21 protein-coding genes are annotated in these 23264 nt (G+C 71.9%); 14 read left to right on the forward strand and 7 right to left on the reverse strand.

What is annotated here, in order from left to right:
- The first annotated feature begins 7 nt into the window (after positions 1–7).
- Positions 8–970 (forward strand): SDR family NAD(P)-dependent oxidoreductase, encoded by a 963-nt coding sequence (locus ACIPV1_RS01450; RefSeq protein WP_402725631.1) that lies wholly within the window; start codon positions 8–10, stop codon positions 968–970.
- Between the two features lie 121 nt (positions 971–1091).
- Here ACIPV1_RS01450 and ACIPV1_RS01455 read toward each other — a convergent pair whose 3' ends face one another.
- The gene (locus ACIPV1_RS01455; RefSeq protein ID WP_123938219.1) at positions 1092–2318 is read right to left on the reverse strand and encodes a cobalamin-independent methionine synthase II family protein; all 1227 of its coding nucleotides are present in this window, start codon (positions 2316–2318) and stop codon (positions 1092–1094) included.
- 79 nt (positions 2319–2397) lie between these two features.
- On the opposite strand from ACIPV1_RS01455, the gene ACIPV1_RS01460 reads away from it, so the two are divergent.
- The gene (locus ACIPV1_RS01460) at positions 2398–3405 is read left to right on the forward strand and encodes a transporter (RefSeq protein ID WP_123938218.1); all 1008 of its coding nucleotides are present in this window, start codon (positions 2398–2400) and stop codon (positions 3403–3405) included.
- Between the two features lie 102 nt (positions 3406–3507).
- Here ACIPV1_RS01460 and ACIPV1_RS01465 read toward each other — a convergent pair whose 3' ends face one another.
- Genes ACIPV1_RS01465 through ACIPV1_RS01485 form a run of 5 tightly spaced genes read right to left on the reverse strand, consistent with a single transcriptional unit; the run spans position 3508 to position 8958 of the window.
- Positions 3508–4530, reverse strand: coding sequence for a Gfo/Idh/MocA family protein (locus ACIPV1_RS01465; protein ID WP_123938217.1), 1023 nt, complete (start codon positions 4528–4530; stop codon positions 3508–3510).
- A 44-nt stretch (positions 4531–4574) separates the two neighbouring features.
- Entirely contained in the window at positions 4575–5579 is a 1005-nt protein-coding gene (locus ACIPV1_RS01470) for a Gfo/Idh/MocA family protein (RefSeq protein WP_123938216.1), read from the reverse strand.
- A 44-nt stretch (positions 5580–5623) separates the two neighbouring features.
- Entirely contained in the window at positions 5624–7015 is a 1392-nt protein-coding gene (locus ACIPV1_RS01475; RefSeq protein WP_185020955.1) for an ABC transporter substrate-binding protein, read from the reverse strand.
- Positions 7012–7956, reverse strand: a complete 945-nt coding sequence (locus tag ACIPV1_RS01480; RefSeq protein ID WP_111085649.1) for a carbohydrate ABC transporter permease — start codon at positions 7954–7956, stop codon at positions 7012–7014. The genes ACIPV1_RS01475 and ACIPV1_RS01480 overlap by 4 nt, the downstream gene beginning before the upstream one ends.
- Positions 7957–7959: 3 nt before the next feature.
- Positions 7960–8958 carry a carbohydrate ABC transporter permease gene (locus ACIPV1_RS01485; protein WP_111085648.1) on the reverse strand — a complete coding sequence of 333 codons (999 nt, stop codon included), beginning with the start codon at positions 8956–8958 and terminating at the stop codon, positions 7960–7962.
- A 134-nt stretch (positions 8959–9092) separates the two neighbouring features.
- On the opposite strand from ACIPV1_RS01485, the gene ACIPV1_RS01490 reads away from it, so the two are divergent.
- The gene (locus ACIPV1_RS01490) at positions 9093–10373 is read left to right on the forward strand and encodes an ROK family transcriptional regulator (protein WP_185094207.1); all 1281 of its coding nucleotides are present in this window, start codon (positions 9093–9095) and stop codon (positions 10371–10373) included.
- Between the two features lie 93 nt (positions 10374–10466).
- The gene (locus ACIPV1_RS01495) at positions 10467–11276 is read left to right on the forward strand and encodes a DUF1684 domain-containing protein (protein WP_132100515.1); all 810 of its coding nucleotides are present in this window, start codon (positions 10467–10469) and stop codon (positions 11274–11276) included.
- A gap of 201 nt (positions 11277–11477) precedes the next feature.
- Here ACIPV1_RS01495 and ACIPV1_RS01500 read toward each other — a convergent pair whose 3' ends face one another.
- Positions 11478–12038: a histidine phosphatase family protein gene (locus ACIPV1_RS01500; RefSeq protein ID WP_402725632.1), complete on the reverse strand. Its 561-nt coding sequence runs from the start codon at positions 12036–12038 to the stop codon at positions 11478–11480.
- Positions 12039–12176: 138 nt separating this feature from the next.
- Between ACIPV1_RS01500 and ACIPV1_RS01505 the strand changes: the two genes are divergently transcribed.
- From ACIPV1_RS01505 to ACIPV1_RS01550, 10 genes are all read left to right on the forward strand, one after another.
- A complete protein-coding gene (locus ACIPV1_RS01505) occupies positions 12177–13823 on the forward strand; it encodes a TIGR04028 family ABC transporter substrate-binding protein (protein WP_402725633.1) in 1647 nt (548 codons plus the stop codon).
- Positions 13824–13839: 16 nt separating this feature from the next.
- Entirely contained in the window at positions 13840–14775 is a 936-nt protein-coding gene (locus ACIPV1_RS01510) for an ABC transporter permease (RefSeq protein ID WP_402725634.1), read from the forward strand.
- Positions 14772–15614 (forward strand): ABC transporter permease, encoded by an 843-nt coding sequence (locus ACIPV1_RS01515; RefSeq protein ID WP_132100511.1) that lies wholly within the window; start codon positions 14772–14774, stop codon positions 15612–15614. Before ACIPV1_RS01510 ends, ACIPV1_RS01515 begins: the two co-directional genes overlap by 4 nt.
- Positions 15611–17323: a dipeptide ABC transporter ATP-binding protein gene (locus tag ACIPV1_RS01520; RefSeq protein ID WP_402725635.1), complete on the forward strand. Its 1713-nt coding sequence runs from the start codon at positions 15611–15613 to the stop codon at positions 17321–17323. The genes ACIPV1_RS01515 and ACIPV1_RS01520 overlap by 4 nt, the downstream gene beginning before the upstream one ends.
- The gene (locus tag ACIPV1_RS01525) at positions 17320–18408 is read left to right on the forward strand and encodes a putative FMN-dependent luciferase-like monooxygenase (protein WP_402725636.1); all 1089 of its coding nucleotides are present in this window, start codon (positions 17320–17322) and stop codon (positions 18406–18408) included. Before ACIPV1_RS01520 ends, ACIPV1_RS01525 begins: the two co-directional genes overlap by 4 nt.
- On the forward strand, positions 18405–19028 hold the full coding sequence (locus ACIPV1_RS01530) for a CMD domain protein (RefSeq protein ID WP_402725637.1): 624 nt from the start codon (positions 18405–18407) through the stop codon (positions 19026–19028). Before ACIPV1_RS01525 ends, ACIPV1_RS01530 begins: the two co-directional genes overlap by 4 nt.
- Positions 19025–19645: an alkylhydroperoxidase domain protein gene (locus tag ACIPV1_RS01535; protein ID WP_402725638.1), complete on the forward strand. Its 621-nt coding sequence runs from the start codon at positions 19025–19027 to the stop codon at positions 19643–19645. Before ACIPV1_RS01530 ends, ACIPV1_RS01535 begins: the two co-directional genes overlap by 4 nt.
- The gene (locus ACIPV1_RS01540) at positions 19642–20280 is read left to right on the forward strand and encodes a VOC family protein (RefSeq protein WP_111085637.1); all 639 of its coding nucleotides are present in this window, start codon (positions 19642–19644) and stop codon (positions 20278–20280) included. The genes ACIPV1_RS01535 and ACIPV1_RS01540 overlap by 4 nt, the downstream gene beginning before the upstream one ends.
- A gap of 39 nt (positions 20281–20319) precedes the next feature.
- Positions 20320–21804, forward strand: a complete 1485-nt coding sequence (locus ACIPV1_RS01545; protein WP_402725639.1) for a reverse transcriptase domain-containing protein — start codon at positions 20320–20322, stop codon at positions 21802–21804.
- Positions 21805–21899: 95 nt separating this feature from the next.
- The gene (locus ACIPV1_RS01550) at positions 21900–23120 is read left to right on the forward strand and encodes an acyl-CoA dehydrogenase family protein (protein ID WP_402725640.1); all 1221 of its coding nucleotides are present in this window, start codon (positions 21900–21902) and stop codon (positions 23118–23120) included.
- Positions 23121–23264: the final 144 nt, after the last annotated feature.

Here is a 23264-nt window from a genome sequence, read left to right on the forward strand (position 1 = left end):
AGGACGCATGGGACATCGGTACCGCGGGAAGATCGTCGTCGTCACCGGAGCATCGAGCGGCATCGGGAGGGCCGCGGCGCACGAGTTCGCCCGACAGGGTGCCACGCTCGTGCTCGCCGCACGCGGCCACGACTCCCTCGAGGCCGCCGCCGCCGAGTGCCGTGCACTCGGGGCCGACGCGGTCGCGATCCCGACGGACGTCGCCGACGAGCACCAGGTCAAGGACCTCATCGGCACGGTGACGAGTCGGCACGGGCGGATCGACGTCTTCGTCGGCAACGCGGCCCTGTTCGTCTACGGCCTGTTCGAGCAGACCCCCACCGAGGCGTTCAAGCGGGTCGTCGACACGAACCTCTACGGCCACCTCAACGCGATCACCCACCTGCTCCCGCACTGGAAGCAGCGCGGCACGGGCACGTACGTGCTCGTCGGCTCGATCCAGTCACTGCTGTCAGCGCCCTACCAGTCGGCGTACGTCACGAGCAAGCACGCGGCGCTCGGCCTGGTCGACGTCCTCGGTGACGAGTTCGCGCACACCGGCATCCGCTTCACCACGCTGCTGCCGTCGACGATCGACACGCCGATCTACCAGAACGGCGCCAACTACACCGGCAAGAACTCGCACCCGCTGCCGCCGACGGTGTCGGTCGAGCGCGCGGGTCGTGCCGTCGTGACCGCCGCCACACACCCGAAGCGGTACCGCTACGTCGGCCGCGTCCAGGCGTCGCTCGTCCCGCTGCAGTACGTGTTCCCGGGGCTGTTCCACAAGATCACGAAGCCCATGGTCGAGACCTTCGCGCTGCGCGGGAAGGGCGACCCGACCGACGGCAACCTCTACGCCCCGGCGGACGCCGGCAACGCCACGAACGGCGGCTGGGTCGCGAAGCGTCGGCGTGTCACGCGTCCGCTCGTGTGGCTCGGTGGCGCTGCCGCGGTCGGCGCGATCGTCCTCGGCCGCGCACGGCGGTAGCCCCTGAGGCCTGCCGAAACCGGGCGTACCGCTCCGAAACGGGCGTACCTGCCGTGATCTTCGTGGCAGGTACGCCCGTTCTTGCTTGCTACCGCAGCCGTTCTGGGAAGGAACGTGCGGCTCAGAAGAGCTTCGCGCTCGCGCGTCGTGCACCCTCGCCGAGCGACTCGAGCTTCGCGGCGGCGATCTGCGGGTGGATGCGGCCGCCCAGGCCGCAGTCGGTGCCGGCGATGACGCGCTCGCGCCCGACGACCGAGGCGAACCGCTCGATGCGCTGCGCGACCAGGTCGGGGTGCTCGACGACGTTCGTGGCGTGGCTGACGACGCCGGGGACGATCACCTTCCCGTCGGGCAGCGTGACGTCCTGCCACACGGTCCACTCGTGTTCGTGGCGGGCGTTCGCGGCCTCGAACGAGTACGCGCCGGCGTCGATGTCGAGCATGAGGTCGACGATGTGACGGAGCTCGATGTCGGTGGTGTGCGGGCCGTGCCACGAGCCCCAGCACAGGTGGAAGCGGACGCGGCTGGTGTCGAGCCCCTCGAGCGCGTGGTTGAGCGCCTCGACGCGGATGCGGGTGAAGGCGCGGTAGTCCTCGAGGCTCGGTTCCGGGTTGATCTGGTCCCAGTTCTCGGCGATCGAGGGGTCGTCGATCTGCAGCACGAGGCCCGCGTCGAGGATGATCCGGTACTCCTCGCGCAGGGCGTCGGCCCAGGCCCAGATGTGCTCTTCGTCGGTGGCGTAGTACTCGTTCGCGACCCGGGCCGCGGAGCCGGGGGAGAGTGCCGTGATGAAGCCGTTCTCGGCACCGGCGGCCTCGACCGCGTGCTTGAGGTTGACGGCGTCGGTGCGTGCGGCCTCGTGCCCGGTGTAGGCGATCGGGCCGGTCGTGGTGGGGAAGGCGGTGGCGTTCTTGCCGGTACCGATGCCCGACGCCGGGTCGGTGTAGGCCTCGCGGAAGATCGTCCAGTCGCGACGGTCCGGGAAGCTGGTCAGCTGCACGTTGCCCGGGCTCGAGCGGACCGGCTCCTGCGTGAAGATGTCGGCGTCCGTGAGCGAGAGTCCGCTGACGCGCTGGAACGAGTAGCCCCACCACGCGCCGTAGTCGACGCTGTTCGACATCGCCTTGCCGAACTCGCCGTCACCCGGCTGCGTGATGCCGAGGGCGGTCTGGCGGGCGACGACGTCGTCGACGGCCGCGCTCGTCATCGCGCGGACCTCGTCGGTGGTCTCGAGCGTGAAGCCGTCGGCGCCCACGGGGCGGGCGGCGTTCGCGGCGATGAGCTCCGGCGTGCGCGGGAGCGACCCGGCGGTTGTGGCCTGGACGTGGTCGCTGTTCTCGAAGGGCATCGGCCCAATGTGCCACGGGCCGCCTGCGAGCCGGGCTCCGTTACGCGGCACGACGCGAGCCGGGGACAATGGGACCCCTATGCCCAGCGCACGCCCGACCTCCCGCATCCCGCTCAACACCCTCGCCGCACCGTTCGGCCTGGCCGGGTTCGCGGAGACGTGGTCGTACGCGGCACCCGTTCTCGGGGTGCCAGCCGTCGTCCCGCAGGTGTTCTGGGTGGTCGCGGCGGTGGCGTGGTCGTGGCTGCTCGGCGCGCACGTCCTGCGGGGCGTCCGGGTCGACGAACGCCTGGTCGACCAGCTCCGCCACCCGGCGCAGGGCCCGATCGCCGCCCTGGTCCCCGCGACGGCGATGCTCCTCGGCGTCGACCTCGCGCGGTTCTGGGAGATCGGGGGGCAGGTCCTCGTGCTGCTCGCGGTGGCGGTCGCTGCCGGGTTCGCGGCGTGGTTGCTGAGCACGTGGTTCGAGGGGCGCCTGACCCTGGAGGCCGTGCACGGCGGCTACCTGCTGCCGACGGTCGCCGCGGCTCTCGTCGCCGCCGTCGCCACGCACGAGGTCGGTGTGGGCTGGCTGTCCTGGGCGTGCTTCGGCGTCGGCGTGTTCTTCTGGGGCGTGATGACCGGGCTGCTCCTCATCCGGCTGTCGTTCCGTCCCGCACTACCCGACCCGCTCGTCCCCACGATGGCGATCCTCGTGGCTCCGCCCGCGGTGGCGACGGTGTCCCTGTTCGCGCTCACCGACGACGCCCGGACCCTGCCCGTGCAGGCGATCGCCGGACTCGGGGTCCTCATGCTCCTCGTGCAGCTCGCCCTGCTGCCCCGGTACGTCCGGCTCGGGTTCTCGCTCGGGTTCTGGTCGTTCGTGTTCCCGGCCGCGGCGGTCGCGACGGCGGCGATCGAGTGGTTCCGGGTGCTCGACCTTCCGGTGGCGTGGGTGCCCACGACCGTGCTGCTCGTGCTGCTCACCTTGCTCGTCGTCGTGGTCGGGGTGCGGTCGCTGAGCCTGGCCGCGCGGCACCTGCTCGGGCAGGCCGAGTCGGTGCTGCACGCCGCCGACGACGAGGACGCGGCACCCGCGACGCACTGACGGTGGCGCGGTGCGTCAGCACCCGTTCTGCGACGAACCACGCGTCGAACGACTCGTGGTTCGTCGCAGAACGGGTGCGCAGTGCGACGCGATCCGCGCGGGTCAGGCGCTGACGGTCTCGTCCGCCGTCAGCACCGGGGCGATCGTCCCCGTCCGGGCGCCCTCGTACGCCGCCAGGATCATGCCGAGCACCGCGATGCCCTCGCGCTCGGTGTGGATCGGCCGCGTACCATCGCGCAGGCATGCCCCGAATGCGCCGATCTCGGCCGCGAAGGTGTCGACCTCGTTGAAGGTGACCGACTCGCTCGTGCCGTCCCGCAGGTCCCACCGCAGCGTGGTGCCGTCGCTCGTCAGGGCGCCGTGTTCGCCGACGACGCTGAACCGCTCGGTGCCGGCGGCCGGGTCGTACGCCCAGCTCGTCACGAGCTGGCCCACGGCGCCGTTGTCGAACCGGAACAGGGCCTGTGCCGAGTCCTCGCCCTCCATGAACGCCAGCCGATGCGTGGACAGCATCGCGGTGGCCTGCACCGGGACGCCCCCGGCCAGGTGCATGAGCAGGTAGCTCGGGTGGTAGCCGGTGTCGATGAGCTCACCGCCGCCGCTCGTCGACGCGTGGGCACGCCACCCCATGTTCGACGGGTCGAACTCGTTGCGGAACGAGTCGGTGGTGCGGACCTCGTAGACGGTGCCGAGCGCCCCGCCGTCGATGAGTTCCTTGGCCCTGGCGACCGCGGGCATGAACAGCTGGTTGTGCGCGCACATCAGGGTGATGCCGGACTCGGACACCGCGCGCTGCACGTCGGCGGCCTCGTCGGGGCTCAGGCACAGCGGCTTCTCGCACAGCACGTGCTTGCCCGCCTTCGCCGCGGCGACGATCGCGTCGCGGTGCAGGTGGTGCGGCAGGCAGATGTCGACGGCGTCGATGTCCGCCTGCTCGAGCATGGCGAGGTAGTCGGTGAAGAACGGGACGCCGAGCTCCGCCCCGCGTTCCTCGGCCGTGGCCGCGAACGCGTCGGCGACCGCGGCGATGCGGATCGTGTCGGGGTGCTCGGCGTACCCGGCGATGTGCGCGGACGCGATGCCGCCCCCGCCGATGAGGCCGACGCGGATGATGTCGCTGGACATGGTGACTCCTGTGGTTGGTTCGAGGTGCTGGACTGCTGGGACGGTCAGGCGGGTGCGCCGACGAGGGCGTCGCTGGTCGCGGGCTGACCCGCGGCCTCGTTCGCGGCGACCACCAGGCGGGTGAGCTCGACGGCGCGGGCGAGGTTGTCGTCGGCACGCGTGTCGGCGGCGATGTGGTCCACCCACTGACCGAAGGCGTCCTGGGCGTCGGCGGGGACGTCGAGGGTGACCGGCTCGTCGCCGTAGGCCGGTCCGCCGGCGGTGAGTCGGGCCTCCTGGTCGGAGTACGCGAGCCAGCCCCGGGTGCCGGCCACGTCGATCGTGAACGGTGTGCCCGCGACGAAGCCGGCCTCAATGACGCCGATCGCCTGCGAGGCGTAGCCGACGGTGACCACGGCGTGGTCCTCGACCGCGCGGCCGGTGTAGGAGCGGTAGACGGCCTCGACGGTGTCGGGGCGGGCGCCGAGGAACAGCTGCGTCAGGTAGACGGGGTGGCAGCCGAGGTCGGTGAGGGCGCCGCCGATCGCCGTCGCCGGGTCGAAGAAGCGCTCCGGCAGCCACGGTGCGACGGCACCGTCGTGCGAGAGTCGGACGCGGGAGTACGTGACGTCGCCGAGGCGGCCCGCGTCGAGCTCGCGCCGGATCGCGGCCGTGTAGCCGTGGTAGAGCCGCGGGAGCGAGACCACGAGCGTGACCCCGGCGGCGTCGCAGGCGGCGATGACCGCGTCGCACTCCTCGACGGTGGGGGCGAGGAGCTTCTCGGTGAAGACGTGCTTGCCGGCCGCTGCCGCGCGCTCGATCACGTCGCGGTGGACGTCGGTCGAGGTCGTGATGGTGACGGCGTCGACGTCGGTGCGGGCGAGCAGCGCATCGAGGTCGTCGGTGTACTCGACGCCGAACCGTTCGGCGCCGGCTCGGCCGCGCTCGGTGTCGTCGTCCCAGACGGCCACGAGCTCGGTGCCGGGGTGGTCGACGGTCTGCTGTGCGTAGTCGCCGGCGTGGACGTGCCAGAAGCCGAGGACGGCGACGCGCAAGGGGGTGGAGGGCATGTGTCGGTGGTTCCTTTCGTGGGGGACGACCAGAGCGTTCCCGCTCAGATCCGGACCTTGTCGTAGTCCTTCGGCAACTTGAACGGCGAGTAGGTCTGCATCATCGGGTCGACGCGGTTCTGCGCCCGCTCGACGGCTTCCTGCGGACTCGCGGTACCGAGCAGCACGCTCGAGCGCGCGTCGGCGAGGGAGTCCCACCACGCGCCGCCGACGGGCAGCGGCGGGCGGCAGGTGGACGCGCCGATCGACTCGGTGAAGAAGCGGATCGACTTCGCGGAGCCCTTCGGGTCCTTGAGCGCCGCGATGTTCGACGGCACGCTCGTGGCCGGCACCATGTAGGTCTCCTGGCCCTGCTTGCTCGTGAAGTACTTCATGAGCTCCCACACGGCCTTGTTCTTCTTCGACCCCTTCGGCACGCACAGCGCGAAGCCACCGGACCACGTGTACTTGTCGCCGCCGTCCTGCTGGGTCGGCAGGTACGCGGTGCCCCAGTCGAGGTCCTTCGGGCCGTAGTTGTCGAAGGTCTGGATGGTGGAGGGGACGCTGACCATGAACGCCATCCGGTCCGCCATGAACGCGGTCTGTCCCGGCGGGTGCCCGGTCGGCTCGTAGGTCGCGATGAAGGTGTCGGCGTCCTTGTAGCCGTACCGCTTCGCCCAGTCCTCGTAGAACTCGAAGATGCTGCGGACGCTCTTCGAGTCCATCGTCATCTTCGAGTCCTGCTGGTCGAAGTACGACGCACCGAGGCCGAGCCCCCACGTGAACGGCCAGCCTTCGCCGTACCAGGGGAGCAGTCCCATGTGGGTGTAGTTGCCACCGGACTTCTTCGTGATGCGTTCGCTGACGTCCCACATCCGGTCCATGCTCACCGGGCCGTTGTGCTCCCAGTCGAACTCGTCCGGGTCGATGCCGGCGCCGGTGAGCATCTTCCGGTTCACGAACATGCCGCGGGCGTCGGTGTCGTGGGGGAGGCCGTAGGTCTTGCCCTGGTAGCTGACCTCGCCGATCGTGAACCCGAGCCACTGCGCCAGGAACTCGTCCTTCGGCTGGTCCTCGAACTCCTCGATCATGTCGTCGATCGGTTCGATGAGCCCGATCGCCGCGTACTGCGCCGCGCTGAACCGGTCGAGGAGCCACAGGTCGGGGGCGGTGCCGCCGCGCACGGCGGTGATGATGCTCGTGGCGTCGCCGGTGCCCTGCGACGGGACGACGTTCACCTTGACGTCGACCTCGGGGTGGATCTTGTTGAAGTCCTTGATCACCTTCGTCTGGAACGGCACGAACGTGCCGGTGACACCCCAGATCGTGACCTGGTTCGGGTTGCTCCGGCCGCTCGAGCCGGAGGCGCACGATGCTGCGAGGAGCGCGAGCGCCCCCGCACCGCCGGTCGCGGCCGCACCGCGCAGGAACGTTCGTCGGTCGAATGCGCTGCTCACTTGAAGCTCCCGATCTGGACGCCCTTGATGAACGTCCGCTGGAACACGAAGAACAGGACCACGAGCGGCAGGATGATGAGCACCGATGCCGCCATCAGCTGGTTGAACTGGAAGTCCTGCGAGTTGTTGAGGCGGAAGATCTGCAGGCCGATGGACAGCGTCTGCACGTTCTCGTCCTGCAGGTAGATGAGCGGCCCGAGGAAGTCGTTCCAGGCACCCACCGCCGCGAAGATCCCGACCGTGACGAGCGCCGCCTTGGCCTGCGGGAAGACGATCCGCCAGAGGATGCCCCACTCGGAGGCGCCGTCCATCCGCGCTGCGTTGAGCAGGTCCTTCGGGATCTGCAGCAGGAACTGACGGAGCAGGAACACGTAGAACGCGGACCCGAACAGACTCGGCACGATCAGGGGCAGGAAGGTGTTGATCCAGCCGAGTCGGGCGTACAGGTCGAACATCGGGATGAGCGTGACGGGGAACGGGATGAACAGCGTGGCGAGCACGACGTAGAACACCTTGTCGCGGCCGCGCCACTCGAGGCACGAGAACCCGTACGCGATCACGAGGTTCGACACCATCGAGAAGAGCGTCACGCAGACCGTGATGATGAGCGTGTTCCGGAAGAACGTGAAGAACGGCATCGCGTCGATCGCCTTGCCGAAGTTCGACCAGTCGAGCCACTGCGGGAACCAGGTGGGCGGGAAGGCGCCGAGTTCGGAGTTGCCCTTCAGCGCCGAGATGACCATCCAGTAGATGGGGATGAGGAACAGCAGGCTCATCGCGATGAGGAGCACGCGGGCGAGGACGGACGACCACGGTGAGCGGATCGAGCCGTCGGCGTTCCGGGAGCGGTCGTCGGCACCCTTGCGACCGCGGGGCCGGACGGACTCGATCGACGAGGTGACGGTGTCGCGGTCCGGGTGTCGTTCAGTGCGCAGTGTCATCGGTCACTCCCCGGTCACGTCGTAGTTGACGAAGCGCTTGGACAGCCAGTACACGAGCCCTGACAGGATCATGCCGGCCAGGAACAGCAGCACGGCCATGGCGCTGGCGAACCCGAGCTGCGCGTAGCTGAATGCGTTCTTGTAGAGGTAGAGCATGTAGAACAAGGTCCCGTTGTCCGGGCTGCCGAGTCCTCCGGTGCCGGACGAGATCACGTACGCCTCGGTGAAGACCTGCAGGCCGTTGCTGATGCCGGTGATCAGGTTGAACAGGATCACGGGGGAGAGCAGCGGCAGCGTCAGCGCGAAGAACTGCCGGAGCGGTCCAGCCCCGTCCACGCGGGCGGCTTCGTACAGGGTCTTCGGGATCCCGCGCAGCCCGGCGAGGAAGATCAGTGCCGCGTTGCCGGCACCCATCTGGGCGAGTGCGACGATGACGAGCTTCGCCGTGGTCGGGTCGCCGAGCAGGTTCGTCGCCGGGATGCCGACGAGCTTCATGACCTGGTTGACGAGGCCGGTCTGCGGGTTGACGAGCACCACGAAGATGAACGCCAGCGCGAAGGTCGGGATGAGCGACGGGATGTAGAGGGCCGTCCGGTACCAGCCGATCTCGCGGACGTCCTGGTTCATCGCGATGGCGATCACGATGGCGATGACGATCCCGACGGGCACCGCGATGACGGCGTAGAACAGGGTGTTGCCGACCGCGGTGTGCACGAGCGGGTCGATGAACGCGGCGACGTAGTTGGCGAACCCGACCCAGGTGATGTCGGCCATGCCCGAGTACCGGGTCAGGCTGATCGCGAACGAGTAGATCAGGGGGTAGGCGATGAACACCAGCACGCCGAGGATCCACGGCGAGATGAACGCGATGCCGACGCGCAGCCGGCGCTTCTCGGCCGGGGTCCACGGATGCTTCTCGCGTGGTCGTCGACGGACCGCGACGTCACCGCCCGTGCGCGTCCGTGGTGGTGCAGTGGTTCCGGATCGTGCGGTCGTCGTCACGAGCGTCCCTTCCGACCCCGTGCCACGCCGGTGTGGCACGGGCGAATCCGTCGTCGGACGGGCGAACCGATCGCACCGTCGCGGTTTCAATCCAATTGATTGACAAATTCGTATGACCAGAGATGCTAGGGACCATGTCCGAGCCGCGTCAACCCCTTCCTGACACCGTGGTGCAGGGCAGAACGGGCGGCACGAACCTCGTGCGCGTCGGGGTCCAGAACCGTGCGCTGGTGCTCGATCTCGTCCGTCGCCGGGGACCGTTCGCCCGCGCCGAGCTGATGCGTGCGACCGGGCTCAGCGCGCAGACGGTGTCGAACATCGCGGCCGGACTCGTGGCAGCGGGACTCGTGCGCGAAGCACCGGGCGGCGGGCGACGACTCGAGGTCGTCGCGGGGTCGCGGTCGGCGATCGGGGTCCACCTCGACCCGGCGCACCTCGTCGTCGTGCGCACCGACCTGACCGGAGCCGTGCTGGCCGTCGAGCACGTCGACCTGGACGCGACGGACGACCCGGCGCGGACGCTCGACACGATGGCGGCGGCGGTGCACCGGGTCCGCGGCGACGGCAGTCGGGCCCGCTCGCGCACGGGCGTGCGCGCCCCTGCCGGCATCGGCCTCGCCGTCCCCGGCTCGATCGACCCCGACGGCGTCCGCATGGGCACCCCCGCGCAGTTGCCCGCCTGGTGGTCGCTGCCGGTCACCGACGAGCTCGCCGCCCGGGCGGGGCTGCCCGTGCGGCTCGAGAAGGACGGCGTCGCGAGCGCCCTCGGCGAGGTCTGGTCCGCTGCCGGTGCCGACGACCTGGTCTCCGTGTTCCTCGGCCACGGCATCAGCGCCGCGACGGTCGCCGCGGGCGAGGTGGTCCGCGGCGCGACCGGCAACGCCGGCGAGTTCGGTGGCATGCCCGTCGAAGCCCACGGGCGCTGGACCGAGGTCTGGGAAGCCTGCCAGCCCCTGCAGCAAGTCCGGCGCGGGATCGATGCCGGGCTGCTCCCCCCGGGCATCCCGCTCGACCGCGCGAGCGACGTCCGGCACGCGTTCGAGCGGCTCTGCGCGACGCCGTCCGCAGCGCCGCTGGTCGCCGAGGCCGGTGCCGCGCTCGGATCCGCGCTCGCCCACGTCGTCGAGCTGCTCGACGTGCCACGCGTCGTGATCGGTGGCAGCGCGGCCCTCGCCGGCGGCGACGTCTTCATCGCGGCCGTCCGGGAGCGGCTCGCGGTCCGGCTGCCGAACGGGCCGTTCCCGACGGTCGCGGCGACCGCCTTCGGCGAGGCCTCGGTGGCCCGTGGCGCCGCCTGCGCGGTGCTGCAGGCCGACCTCGCCGTGCCTGCCCCCGTCGGCCGCGGCGCCGGCGTCGCTACGGGGCGTCGACCGGGAGGCCCGGTGCACGTCCGCAGCATCGCCCACCCCTGGTGAGCGGGAGGGTCCAGGGCGTCGGGTCGGCCGTGCGCGTGACGTCGCGCGACGGGGACGTCGCGTTCGCGGCCCGGGCGTCGTAGCGTCGGGGGCATGAGCACGACGACGCCGACCGCACCCGAATCCGCCACCGAGTGGGCGGCCTGGCACGACGCCCACGAACGAGCCCGGGCGAGCGAGCACGGCTTCCTCGCCATCACGAGCATCCGGTGGCTGACGAGCACGCCCGAGCGGTTCGACGACGCCCCGGGCACCTGGTCGACGGGCGAGGACGGCCCCGTCGTCGAGCTCGCGGACGGCGAGACCATCACGGTCGACGGGCAGCCGGTCACCGGCACCCACCGCTTCGGACCACTGCCCGAGCGCTCGAGCACGAACGTCGTGTGGCAGGACGGCGACGAGACCGTCGTGATCGAGGTCGCCCGTCGTGGCGGCAGTGACGTCATCCGGCCCCGGCACCCGGGCAACCCGACCCGGACCGAGTACCCCGGCACCCCGACGTACGAGCCGTCGGACCGGTTCGTCGTCGACGCGCACTTCGAACCGTTCGACGAACCGCGCGAGGTCACCGTCGGCTCGGTCGTCGACGGGCTGCAGCACGTGTACTCGGCCCCGGGCGTCCTCACCTTCGACCTCGACGGGCCGCGGTCGCTCCTCGCGTTCAACGGGCACGGCGACGGTCTGCACGTCCTGTTCACCGACCGCACCAGCGGCGTCACGACCTACGCCGCGAACCGGAGCCTGGACATCGCCGCACCGGATGCCGCCGGCGCGACCCGGATCGACTTCAACCGCGCCACGAACCTGCCGTGCGCGTACACCGCGCACGCCACGTGCCCGCTGCCACCGGCCGAGAACCGGCTCGACGTCGCGGTCGAGGCGGGGGAGCGGCTGCCCGCCTGAGCGCGCCGCTGCGGTGCGACGCCGTACGACGTCCTCGATGTCGTTCGCTGCGCGTGCATCGTCCGACACTCCACGAGGTGATCGACTCGTGGAACGTCGGAACATGCACGCGCACTCGATGCGTGCGCAAGAGACGACGATCCACCCGTTGATCAACGAGTGGAACGTCGGAACATGCACGCGCACCGGCCCGCGTGCGCGTCAGGCGAGGGGCACGCGCTGCCAGGTGCTCGTCGCCCGCCACGCCCGCGCATCGAACGCGAACACGCTGCCCATGCCGGGTTGGTCGAGCGCGCGTGACACCGGCGCTCCCGTCAGGTCGGCGAGGAGCAGCGCCCCGACCGCACCGTGCGACACGATGGTCGCGTCGCCCGCCGCAGTGAGCCGCCGGACCGTTCCGACGATGCGGGCCTGGGCGTCGACGGCCCGCTCCCATCCGCGGACCGATCGGGTCGGTTCCGCGAAGAACCGGTCGACGACACCCTCGAACTCGGCCGGCGGCAGGTAGCCCGTCGCGCTGCGGTCGATCTCGCCGAGCAGGGGATCCTGCGCGGGCACGAGCCCGACCGCGGCCCCGAGCAGCTCGGCGGTCTCGACGGCCTTGCGCTCCGTGCTCGACACGAGTGTCCGGACGCCCGGATCCCAGGCCAGCGGACCCGACCGCGCTGCGCGTGCGCGTCCCGCGGCGGAGAGCCCCCACGACTCGATCGGCTCGGCGGGTTCCACGACGACCTCGGCGTGGCTCAGGAAGTACGAGACCATCCGGCGATCCTGGCACGGACCCACAGCGGCGCCGAGCAGCCGTGTTACGGACCGTGAAGCTCCGTCGCTTCCTGGGAGCGTTCCTGTGATGAGGTGAAGCATTCCCCCGACCGCTCCACAGCCCGGAAGCGAACCCCGATGACCCGAACCCGTCGCGCACTCCTCGCGGCCCTGTCCGTCGCAGCCGTCTCCGCTCTCGTCGCCGGTTGCTCGAACGGCAGCACCGCGTCGAGCAGCAGCACGCCGCAGGACGGTGGCACGCTCACGTACCTCGAGCCGCAGACCTGGAACACGCTGTACCCGCCGTCGGCCGGCTTCTACCCGAACGGCGGCATCGTGAACAACATCACGGACCGCCTGCTGTACCAGGACCCGAAGACGCTCGAGCTCGAACCGTGGATCGCCACGGCGCTGCCGAAGGTGAACGCCGACGCCACCGAGTACACCTTCACCCTCCGTGACGGCGTCACCTACTCGGATGGCACCCCGCTCGACGCCGAGAACGTCGTGAAGAACTTCGACCTGTACGGCAAGGGCGACACCGACCGCGCGCTCACCGTCTCCGAGGCCATCAACAACTACGACCACGGCGAGGCCGTCGACGACCACACGGTGAAGTTCTTCTTCTCGGCGCCCGCTCCGGGCTTCGCGCAGGCGACCTCGACGATCAACTCCGGGCTCGTCTCGAACGAGACGCTCGACCGCACGGGTGAGGAGTTCGGCCCGGGCAACGCCGAGGACGTCATCGGCTCCGGACCCTTCGTCGTGGCGAAGGAGAAGGTCGGCACCGAGATCGACCTCGCCGTCCGCAAGGACTACGACTGGGCGCCGGAGTCGGCGGACCACGACGGTCGCGCCCACCTGGACGGGATCGACATCGTGCTCGCCGGCGAGGACAGCGTGCGCGTCGGGACGGTCACCAGCGGCCAGGCGGACGTCGCCCGGCAGATCCCGGCCCCGGACGAGAAGCAGTTCGACGCGAGCGGCCTGTCGATCGTCGCCGCCCCGACGAACGGCGTGAACAACGGTCTGAGCTTCCGCTTCCGGACGCCGGAGCTCTCCGACGTCGCGGTGCGCAAGGCGATCATCGCCGGCATCGACCGCGAGGACATCCTGTCGAAGCTCTTCACCGACAACTACACGCTCGCGACCGGTGCGCTCGCGAAGACCGCCGCCGGCTACGTGGACACGTCGGAGTACTACGAGTACGACCCTGCGAAGGCGAAGGACCTGCTCGACGACGCGGGGTGGAAGGAGAACGGTGACGGTGTCCGCGAGAAGGACGGTGTCACGCTCAGCCTGACCTTCAACGAGGCGCTCCCGCAGCCCCGCTCGAAGGAGGTCGTGACGCTCATCCAGGAGCAGCTCAAGGAGATCGGCGTGCAGGTCGAACTGTTCTCCGGCGACCAGGCCGCGCAGACCGAGGCAGCCCTCGACCCGGACACGATCCAGGTGTACCACTCGATGGTCGGCCGAGCGGACTTCGACGTCCTGAAGTCCCAGTACTTCTCGAAGAACCGCAACACCCTGCTCAACCTCGACACCGCGGACGAGAGCATCGGCGACGAGCAGCTCGACGACGACCTGAACGCGATCGCGTCCGAACCGACGACCGCGGAGCGCGCGGCCGCGTCGAAGAAGGCCCAGGAGCGGCTCGCCGAACAGGCGTACATCCTGCCGATCTTCGAGGAGCCGCAGGTGTTCGGTCTCCGTGACACCGTGCGGGGCTTCGCCACCGAGTCCGTCGGCCGTCCGTCGTTCTACGACGTCTCCAAGTCGAACTGACGAGGACGCCGACCCGATGGCCTTCCTCTCCAGGCGTGCCGGGCAGGCGCTCGTCGTGCTCGTCGTGGCGTTCGTCGCCGCGTACGTGCTCCTCGCGCTCCTGCCCGGAGACGCCGTGCTCGCCCGGTACGGCAGCCCCGAACTCGGGCTGTCGCCGGACCAGCTCGCCGACATCCGGGCGTCCTACGGCGCGGACGACGCGTTCCCGGTGCGGCTCTGGCGGTCGGCCCTCGGGTTCCTCACTGGTGACTGGGGCTACTCCGTGCAGAGCGGCGCGGCGGTGTCCACCCTGATCGCGACCGCACTGCCGGCCACCCTCGTGCTCGCAGCCCTCGGCTTCGCGCTGGCGCTGCTGCTGGCCGGCACCATCGCCTTCACGGCGACGTACGGCCGCGGCCGGTGGCTGCGCCGGGTGTTCCGCTCGCTGCCGCCGTTCTTCGTGTCGCTGCCCGTGTTCTGGATCGGCATCATCCTGATCCAGGTGTTCTCGTTCCGGCTCGGCCTGGTGCCGGTGCTGAACGCGAACCCGGTGCAGTCGCTCATCCTGCCGGTGATCACGATCGCCATCCCGATCGCCGCCCCGCTGGCCCAGGTGCTCATGCGGAGCATCGACGAGGTGTCGGAGCAGCCCTTCGTGGCCGTCGTCCGGGCGCGCGGCGCGAGCACCTCGTGGCTGCTCTGGAAGGACGTCAGCCGGAACGCGCTCCTGCCGACGCTGACGATGGGCGGCCTGCTGTTCGGCGAGCTCGTCGGCGGCGCGGTCGTCACCGAGGCCGTCTTCGCCCGCGAGGGCATCGGCCAGCTGACCGCACAGGCCGTCGCGAACCGGGACACCCCCGTCCTGCTCGCGGTCGTCGTGCTGTCCACCGTCGTCTTCGTCGTGATCAACCTGGTCGTCGACCTGCTCTACCCCGTGCTCGACGCACGCCTGCGCACGGGAGGCGCCCGATGACCGCGGCCACCATCGCCACCGGGACGCTCGGGCGCTCCCGCGTCGCCGTCCGACTCGTCCCCGGACTCGTGCTGCCCGGACTCGTCATCGCCGTCGCTCTCGTCGCGGCGGTGTTCCCGCAGCTCTTCGCACACGGCGACCCGACGACCTCGGTCGGCACCTCGCTGCAGGCGCCGAGCGGTGCGCACTGGTTCGGCACCGACTCCACCGGACGCGACCTGTACACGCGGGTCGTGTACGGCGCATCGCAGTCGGTGGTCGGTGCGCTGGTCGCCGTGCTCGTCGGACTGGTCGTCGGCACCGCCATCGGCGTCGCGGCGGGTTCGGCCGGCGGGGTCCTCGACGACGTGCTCATGCGCGTGGTCGACGTCCTGCTCGCGATCCCCGCCCTGCTGCTGTCGCTCAGCGTCGTCATCCTGCTCGGGTTCGGCACCACGAACGCGGCGATCGCGGTCGGTGTTACCTCGATCGCGGTGTTCGCTCGACTGTCGCGGTCCGAGGTCGTCCGTGTCCGGGTGAGCGAGTACGTCGAGGCGGCGTACGGCTCCGGTGGGCGCGGTGTCGTCGTGCTGCTCCGCCACGTGCTGCCGAACTCGCTGACCCCGGTGATCGCCCTCGCCGCCCTGCAGTTCGGGTCGGCGATCCTGCAGATCTCCACGCTCGGGTTCCTCGGCTACGGCGCACCGCCGCCCACGCCGGAGTGGGGGCTCCTCATCGCCGAGGGCCGCAACTACGTCGCCACCGCCTGGTGGCTCACCGTCCTGCCGGGGGTGGTCGTGGTCCTGGTGGTCCTCGCCACCAACCGGCTCAGCCAGGCCATCCGAGGAGGCGTCCGATGACCGCCCTGCTCACCGTCCAGGACCTGCGCGTCGCCTACCGCACGGCCCGCGGCGACGTCACCGCCGTCGACGGGGTGGACCTCGAGGTCGCCCCCGGCGAGGTCACCGCCCTGGTCGGCGAGTCCGGCAGCGGCAAGTCGTCGGTCGCCCAGTCGGTGATCGGGTTGCTCGCGAGCAACGGCCGGGTCGCCGGCGGGTCGATCCGCCTCGGCGACCGCGAACTCACCGGCCTGTCCGAGCGCGAGTTCCGGAGCGTCCGCGGTCGCGCGATCGGGCTCGTGCCGCAGGACCCGGGCAACTCGCTCAACCCCGTTGCGACGATCGGCGCGAACATCGCCGAAGTCCTGCGGATCCACGGGTGGAAGGACCGGGTGAAGACCCGGGCGCGTGTGCTCGAGCTGCTCGAGCGCGTCGACATCGACGACCCGGCGACCCGGATCCGCCAGTACCCGCACGAGCTCTCCGGCGGCATGCGGCAGCGGGTCCTCATCGCGGCGGCGATCGCCCTCGAGCCCGCACTCGTGATCGCCGACGAGCCGACCAGCGCGCTCGACGTGACCGTCCAGCAGCGGGTCCTCGACCTGCTCGACCGCCTGCGCAGCGAGACCGGGACGGGCGTGCTGTTCATCACGCACGACCTGGCCGTCGCCGCCGAGCGGGCGGACCGCGTGGTCGTGATGCGGAACGGCACCGTGCAGGAGTCCGGCCCCGCCGACCGGGTGTTCTCGGCACCGCAGTCCGACTACACCCGCACGCTGCTGACGGACGCTCCGTCGCTGACGCAGGTGGTGGTCCGGGACCGGCCACGCGCGGACGCGACGGACACGGGCGGGCGATCCGGGCCTCCCGTCCGCAGTGACCTGCTGGTCGTCCGCGACCTGCGACAGGAGTTCCCCCGGCGCGGCGCCACGCCGCTCGTCGCCGTGGACGATGTGTCGTTCCGCGTCGCCGTCGGCACGACGCACGCCATCGTGGGGGAGTCCGGCTCCGGCAAGACCACGACCGGCCGGGTGGTCGCCGGGTTCGCCCGGCCGACCGCCGGCACGGTCACGGTGGGCGACACCGAGGTGACCGCGCTGCGGTCGCGGCGTGCGCTCCGCGACCTGCGGCGCACGACGCAGCTGGTGTACCAGAACCCCTACGGCTCGCTCGATCCCCGGCAGAGCGTGCGGCGGATCGTGCGCGAGCCGCTCGACAACTTCCGGATCGGGGACGCGGCCGAGCGGAGCGACCGCGTCGCGGAGCAGTTGCGGCACGTCGGTCTCGCGCCGGAGATCGCGGACCGGCTGCCCCGGGAGCTCTCCGGCGGACAGCGGCAGCGCGTCGCGATCGCCCGCGCCCTGGTGCTCGAACCGCGGCTCGTGGTGCTCGACGAAGCCGTCTCGGCGCTCGACGTCACGGTGCAGGCGCAGATCCTCCGACTCCTCGCGCGGCTGCAGGAGGAGCTCGGCCTGACCTACGTGTTCATCTCGCACGACCTGGCCGTGGTGCGGCAGATCGCGGACACCGTGTCGGTGCTGCGCCGCGGGGTGCAGGTCGAGCACGGCACCGCCGAGCAGGTGTTCGACCAGCCGGAGCACGAGTACACACGCCAGCTGCTGGCGGCGATCCCCGGGCGCGCAGGCAGGGCGTCGGCCCAACCGGCCCAGCCGGCCACCCCGGCCCAGTCGGCCCCGCAAGAACCGCAGGAACAGGAGGCACACGCATGACGGACCACGAGCAGCCCGCTCCCGCACGCACCGGGTTCTTCACGAGGATCCTCGAGGACGCCCCCGCCGCCGACCGCTACCGCTTCGCGCTCGAGCAGATCGAGACCGCCGAGCGCTTCGGCCACGCCAGCGCCTGGGTGGCCCAGCACCACTTCCACGAGCACGAGGGCGGACTGCCCTCGCCGTTCGTCCTGCTCGCCGCGGCCGCCAGCCGCACGAGCACCATCGCGCTGGCGACCGGCGTGGTGACGCTGCCGATCGACGACCCGCTCCGCGCCGCCGAGGACGCCAGCGTGCTCGACGCGATCAGCGGCGGTCGCGTGCAGCTCGGTGTCGCCGCGGGCGGCACACCGTCCTCGTTCCCGCCGTTCGGGCGCGATGCGGCGGACCGCCGGACGGTCTTCGCGGACCACCTCGACGTCTTCACGGACGCCCTCGCCGGACGGGGGATCCGCGGCACCGACGCGACCCTGTACCCGCCGGCCGACGGACTCGTCGACCGGCTGTGGGAGGGCACCTTCTCGGTCGGCGGCGGTACCCGCGCGGGCGCGGCGGGCCACGGCCTGATGCTCTCGCGCAGCCAGCCCCGCCCGGACCGTACCCCCGACCTGCTCCTGCACGACCTGCAGCTGCCGATCGTCGACGCGTACCGCGCGGCCCTGCCCCAGGGTGCGCCGTACCGGGTGCTGGCGTCACGGTCCGCGGTGGTCGTCGACGAGCCCGACCGCACGCGCGTGCTGGAGGAGGCCGAGCCGCACCTCCGTCGGTTCGCGGCCACGATCGTCGGGCCCGACCGCGCGGCCGAGCTCGACCTCGACGGCCTCGTCCGGGTCACGGACACGCACGTCGGCACCGTCGACGAGGTCGTCGCCTCGCTCGCGCGGGACGAGACCCTGACCGTCGCCACCGACGTCACGTTCCAGGTGCACTCCGTCGAACCGCGGCACGAGACCACCCTGCGGTCGATCGAACTGCTCGCGACCGAGGTCGCCCCGCGCCTCGGCCTGGCCACCGGCCCGGACGCCGCCGCGGCGCTCCGCGACGCCCACCGCACCCGCACCCGCACCCCCGAGAGGACAGCATGACCCAGCCCACGGCCGACGTCATCGACCTGCTGGCGGGCATCGCGCCCGGCAGCCACCTGCACACGATCCGCGCGCGACGCCCCGAGGCCCGCGTGAACGCGCAGCGCAGCTTCGCCGCCCTGCTCGAACCCGCCACGCCGGGCGCGTTCCCGCTCGTCGACCGGTACGTGGTCGCCGCGTTCGTCGCGGGACTGCACGGGTTCGCCCGCGCCACCGCGTTCTACGCCGACCTGCTCGCCGACGAGGCCGACGCAGCCGTCCTGGAGGCCCTGCACCGGTCCGTCGCGCAGGCTGCGGCCGCGGGGCCGGCCGGCTCCTACCGCGAACCCGGCCTGGCAGCGGAGAGCACCGTCGCCGCCGTGTGGACGCCGGAGGCGTCGGAGGCCGACGTGTTCGGTGCGCGCCTGACGGCGGCGCTCGTGCACGCGCAGCTGCTCGTCCTGCGGCCGCGTGAGGCGTCGCCGGACGCCGTGCGCGCGCTCGTCGACGCCGGGTGGGACGCGGACGGGATCGTCACGCTGTCGCAGCTCGTCGCGTTCCTGTCGTTCCAGCTCCGCTCCGCATGGGCGTTGTCCGTGCTGCAGAGCGCTCCCGTCCCCGTCGAAGGAGTCCTCCGATGAGCATCGTCCACGAGTACCCGGACCTGCACCGCCCGGACGCGTTCACCCAGCAGGGCCTCGGCTGGGTGCCGTGGGTGTCGCCCCTCGAGCGTGATGCGCTGACCGAGGAGCACGTGGCGGCCCTGGTCGAACCCGCGCGTGCCGCCAACCCGTACTTCCGGCTGCTGGCACGCGACCCGGCGGCGCTCGAAGCACGCACGCGCACCGACCTCGACATCTTCCACAACGTCGACGCCGGCGCCGGGCGCGCCGAGCGGGAACTCGCCGCCGCCGTCACCTCGCGCCGCAACGGCTGCGTGTTCTGCGCCTCGGTGCACGCGGCCGCCGCGACCCGCGAGTCCGGTCGCGAGGACGACGTCCAGCGGCTGCTCGACGACGGCGTGGACGCCGACCTCGGCGACGAGCGGTGGAACGCCGTCGCCGCAGCGTCCTCGGCCCTGGCGGACACCCCGCTCGACTTCGGCGCGTCCGACGTCGAGGGGCTCCGCGCTGCCGGGTTCGACGACGCCGGGATCGTCGACGTCGTGAACGGCGCCGCGTTCTTCAACTGGGCGAACCGGCTCATGCTGTCCCTCGGTGAACCCGAGGTCCCGGCGCGCCGACGGGCCGCCTCGTGAGCGCCGCCGGCCTGCTCGACCACGTCGTCATCGCCGGCCCGGTGTTGGCCGACGTCGTCGCCTGGTTCGCGGACCGCACCGGGGTGACCGCCGCCCCCGGTGGCGTGCACCCGACGGGCACCGCGAACGCCCTCGTGGCCCTGACCGTGGACGGGCAGCGGGCGCCGCACTACGTCGAGCTCATCGGCCCGGACCCGTCCCGCGACGTCGTCCCCACGACCTTCGGGATCGACGGGCTGACCGAGCCGACGGTCGTCACGTACGCCGTGCACCCCGACGACGTCGCCGCGACGGTGGCCGCAGCGCACGCCGCCGGGCACGACGCGGGCGAGGTCGCCGACCTGTCGCGCCGCACGCCGGACGGCACGCTGCTCGAGTGGCGGCTGGCGCGGAGCGACCGCTTCGACGTGCCGTTCCTGATCGACTGGGGGAGCACGCAGCAGCCCGGCCTCGGCGAGCTGCCCACCGTCGAGTTCGTCGCACTCGACGTCGTCCGTGCCGACCCGGCGCCCACCGCTGCGGCGACCGCGGCCCTCGGCCTGCCCGAGGGGTCCCTCGCGCCGATCGTCGCGGGGGAGTCCGACGCGCTCCGCCTGACCGTCCGCACCGCCGACGGCACACTCGTCACCCTCTGACCGGTGCCGGGTGTCACCGCGTCGCCGTAGGGTGAGCGCGTGGAGTTCCCGGGGGAGGCGGCCGACGCGCGTGACGCGTCGACCTCTCCGGGGTCACCCCGGGGCACGCAGGACCAGCAGGACGACACGCCCCGAGCAGGCGAGCGCGCTCCGCGCGCGACGCTGCACGGAGGCACCGACAGGTCCTCCGGGAACCCCACGCCCCTCTCCGTCGTCACCGCGGCGCTGGCCGATGCGTTCCTGACGGCCGAGCGGTGGGAGCCGGACGAGCTGGCGGCCGCCGGCTACGTGGTCGTCGGCGTCGAGCGCGCGTACGTCGGGCTCGCGGTCGCCGCTGCGCTCGAGGCGTACCCCCGGCCACCGGTGGACGCTCCGCGCCAGCTCGCCGCCGTGCTGGCCGTCGCGCCCCGGCTCGTGGCGCTGCACCGGTCGCGCGAAGACCGCCGGCCGGTCCGTGTGCTCGTGCGCCGGGCCACCGCGGTGCGTGCCCGTCCGGAGACCGCGAGCCCGTTGCTCGTCGACACCCTGCCCGAGCTCGCCCGGGCCCTCGACCTCACCGTCGGCCGGTTGCTCTGGCTCGCCGACACCCGCGCGTGGAACCGTCGCTCCGGGCCCTCGAGCCCGCTCCACCACTACCGACACGAGTGGATCACCCGACCCGGTCGAGCACCGCGCCTGCTCGAGAAGCCGATGGACATGCTCCGCCGCACGCAACGGACGATCCTCGACGAACTCCTGACGATGTTGCCCGTGCACGACGCCGCGCACGGGTTCGTGGCCGGCCGGAGCGTCGTCACGGGAGCGGCCGTGCACACCGGCCAGCAGGTCGTGGTCACCGCCGACCTCACGACGTTCTTCGCGAGCGTCAGCGCCCCGACGGTCTACGGCGTCTTCCGGGCCGCCGGGTTCGCCGAACCGCTCGCGCACGTGCTGACCGGCCTCTGCACCCACCGGGTGCCGGTGCACGTGCTCAGCGCGATGCCCGTCGGCGGCTCGCCGGAGGAACGCCACGCGCTCCGCCAGGCGCTGGCGACGGCGCACCTGCCCCAGGGCGCACCGACGTCGCCGGCGATGGCGAACACCTCGCTCCGGCACCTCGACGCCCGGCTGGCCGGGTGGGCCGGCGCCGTCGACGCGGTGTACACCCGCTACGCCGACGACCTGACGTTCAGCGGGGGCGACCAGCTCGCCGCGCGACCGGACGCGTTCCTGCGGGGCGTCGACCGGATCGTGACCGACCAGGGACACCGCCTCAACCCGTCGAAGACCCGGGTGCGACGCCGCGGGGTCCGGCAGTCGGTCACGGGCGTCGTCGTCAACGAGCGGACCTCGCCCGGGCGCCGCGAGGTCGACCGGCTGCACGCCGTCCTGCACAACGCCGTGGTGCACGGGCCGGCCTCCCAGAACCGCGCGGGACACCCCGAGTTCCGGGCGCACCTGCTCGGGCGCATCGGGTGGGTCGAGCAGGTCAACCCGGGCCGGGCCCGACGGCTCCGCGAGGAGTTCGCGCGCATCGTGTGGTGAGGCCGTCCGCGCACCGTGTGACGTCCGGTTGCGCTCGGTTGCCTCGCGTTGCGTCGCCCTGCCGATCGCCGCGCGCACCTGGGTAGCGTGCCGCCATGTGTCCGAGTGAGCTCCCGGCCGACGACCGCTACGACGCGCTGATCGCGCCGCTCCGGCCGGTCATCGAGCGGATCGGTCTCGACGCCCGCCAGCGGGAACGCGAGGAGCGTCTCGCCACGGAACAGCTCGGCTGGCTCGTCGACGCCGGCTTCGCACGGTGGCGGACGCCGGTCGCGTGGGGAGGCGTCGGTGCCCGTCTGTCCGACGTCTTCCGGGCGATCGCCGAGATCGCCGAGGTCGACCCGAACCTGGCGCACGTGTGGCGGAACCACTTCTCGTTCGTCGAGGACCGCGTGCACGCCGAGGGCACCGCGTTCGACCGTGCGATCGTCACGCGGCTCGGCGACGGCGAGTTCGTCGGCGGCGGGTGGAGCGAGTCGGCGAACACGACCGGGGTCGACCTCACCACGCGGATCGTCCGTGACCCGGACGGGTCCTGGCGGTTGACCGGTCGGAAGTTCTACTCGACGGGCAGCGTGTACGCCCGGTGGATCACGGTGCTGGCGGTCGACGACACCGGCGCGAAGTCCGTCGCGCTCGTCGACGCCTCCGACCCCGGTGTGCTGATCGGCGACGACTGGGACGGCTTCGGCCAGCGGATCACCGGCAGCGGGAGCGTGACCTACACCGACGTGCCGGTGCCCGACGAGCGGGTGCTGCCGTACGCGACCCGGTACCCGTACCAGGAGCAGTACTACCAGACGGTGATGCACGCGATCCTGGTCGGCATCGGCCGCGCTGCCCTGCGCGAGGGCGTCGAGGCGCTGCGGTCCCGGGCGCGCGGACACCACAACGGCACCGCGGCGGATCCGACCCACGATCCGGAGCTGCTGGGCGTGATCGGCACCGTCGACGCCCGGGTGCACGCCGCCGACGCCGCGTTCGCCGCGAGCCTCGGCCCGGTGGACGCGGCTGTCGACCGGCACACCGCCCTGCGTGCAGCCGGTGCGGACCCGTCGACGGACCCGGCGCTGCGTGCGGCGCTCGAGCGCAGCTGGGTCGCGGTGGCGCGCGCGCAGACCATCGTCACCGACGCGGTGCTCGACGCGACGACGCTGGTGTTCGACGCGCTCGGGTCCTCGGGGACGTTCCGCTCGCTCGGCCTCGACCGGCACTGGCGGAACGCCCGCACCCTGGCGTCGCACAACCCGCGCGTGCACAAGCGCCGCATCGTCGCCGACCTGCTCGTCAACGGCGCGAGTCCGCTGGACCGCTGACGGCAGGCCGCTGAGCGCTCCGCCGTAACGGACCGTCACGGGGCGCAACCCGCCGACACCTGCGTGCAGCGTGCCGAGGTGAGCACCTACGGTCGGTGCACCGGCTCGCCACGGACGCTGGGGAGGTGACCGTGGCGGGCCGTT

Source organism: Curtobacterium sp. NPDC089991, from assembly GCF_044748425.1.
GTDB lineage: Bacteria > Actinomycetota > Actinomycetes > Actinomycetales > Microbacteriaceae > Curtobacterium.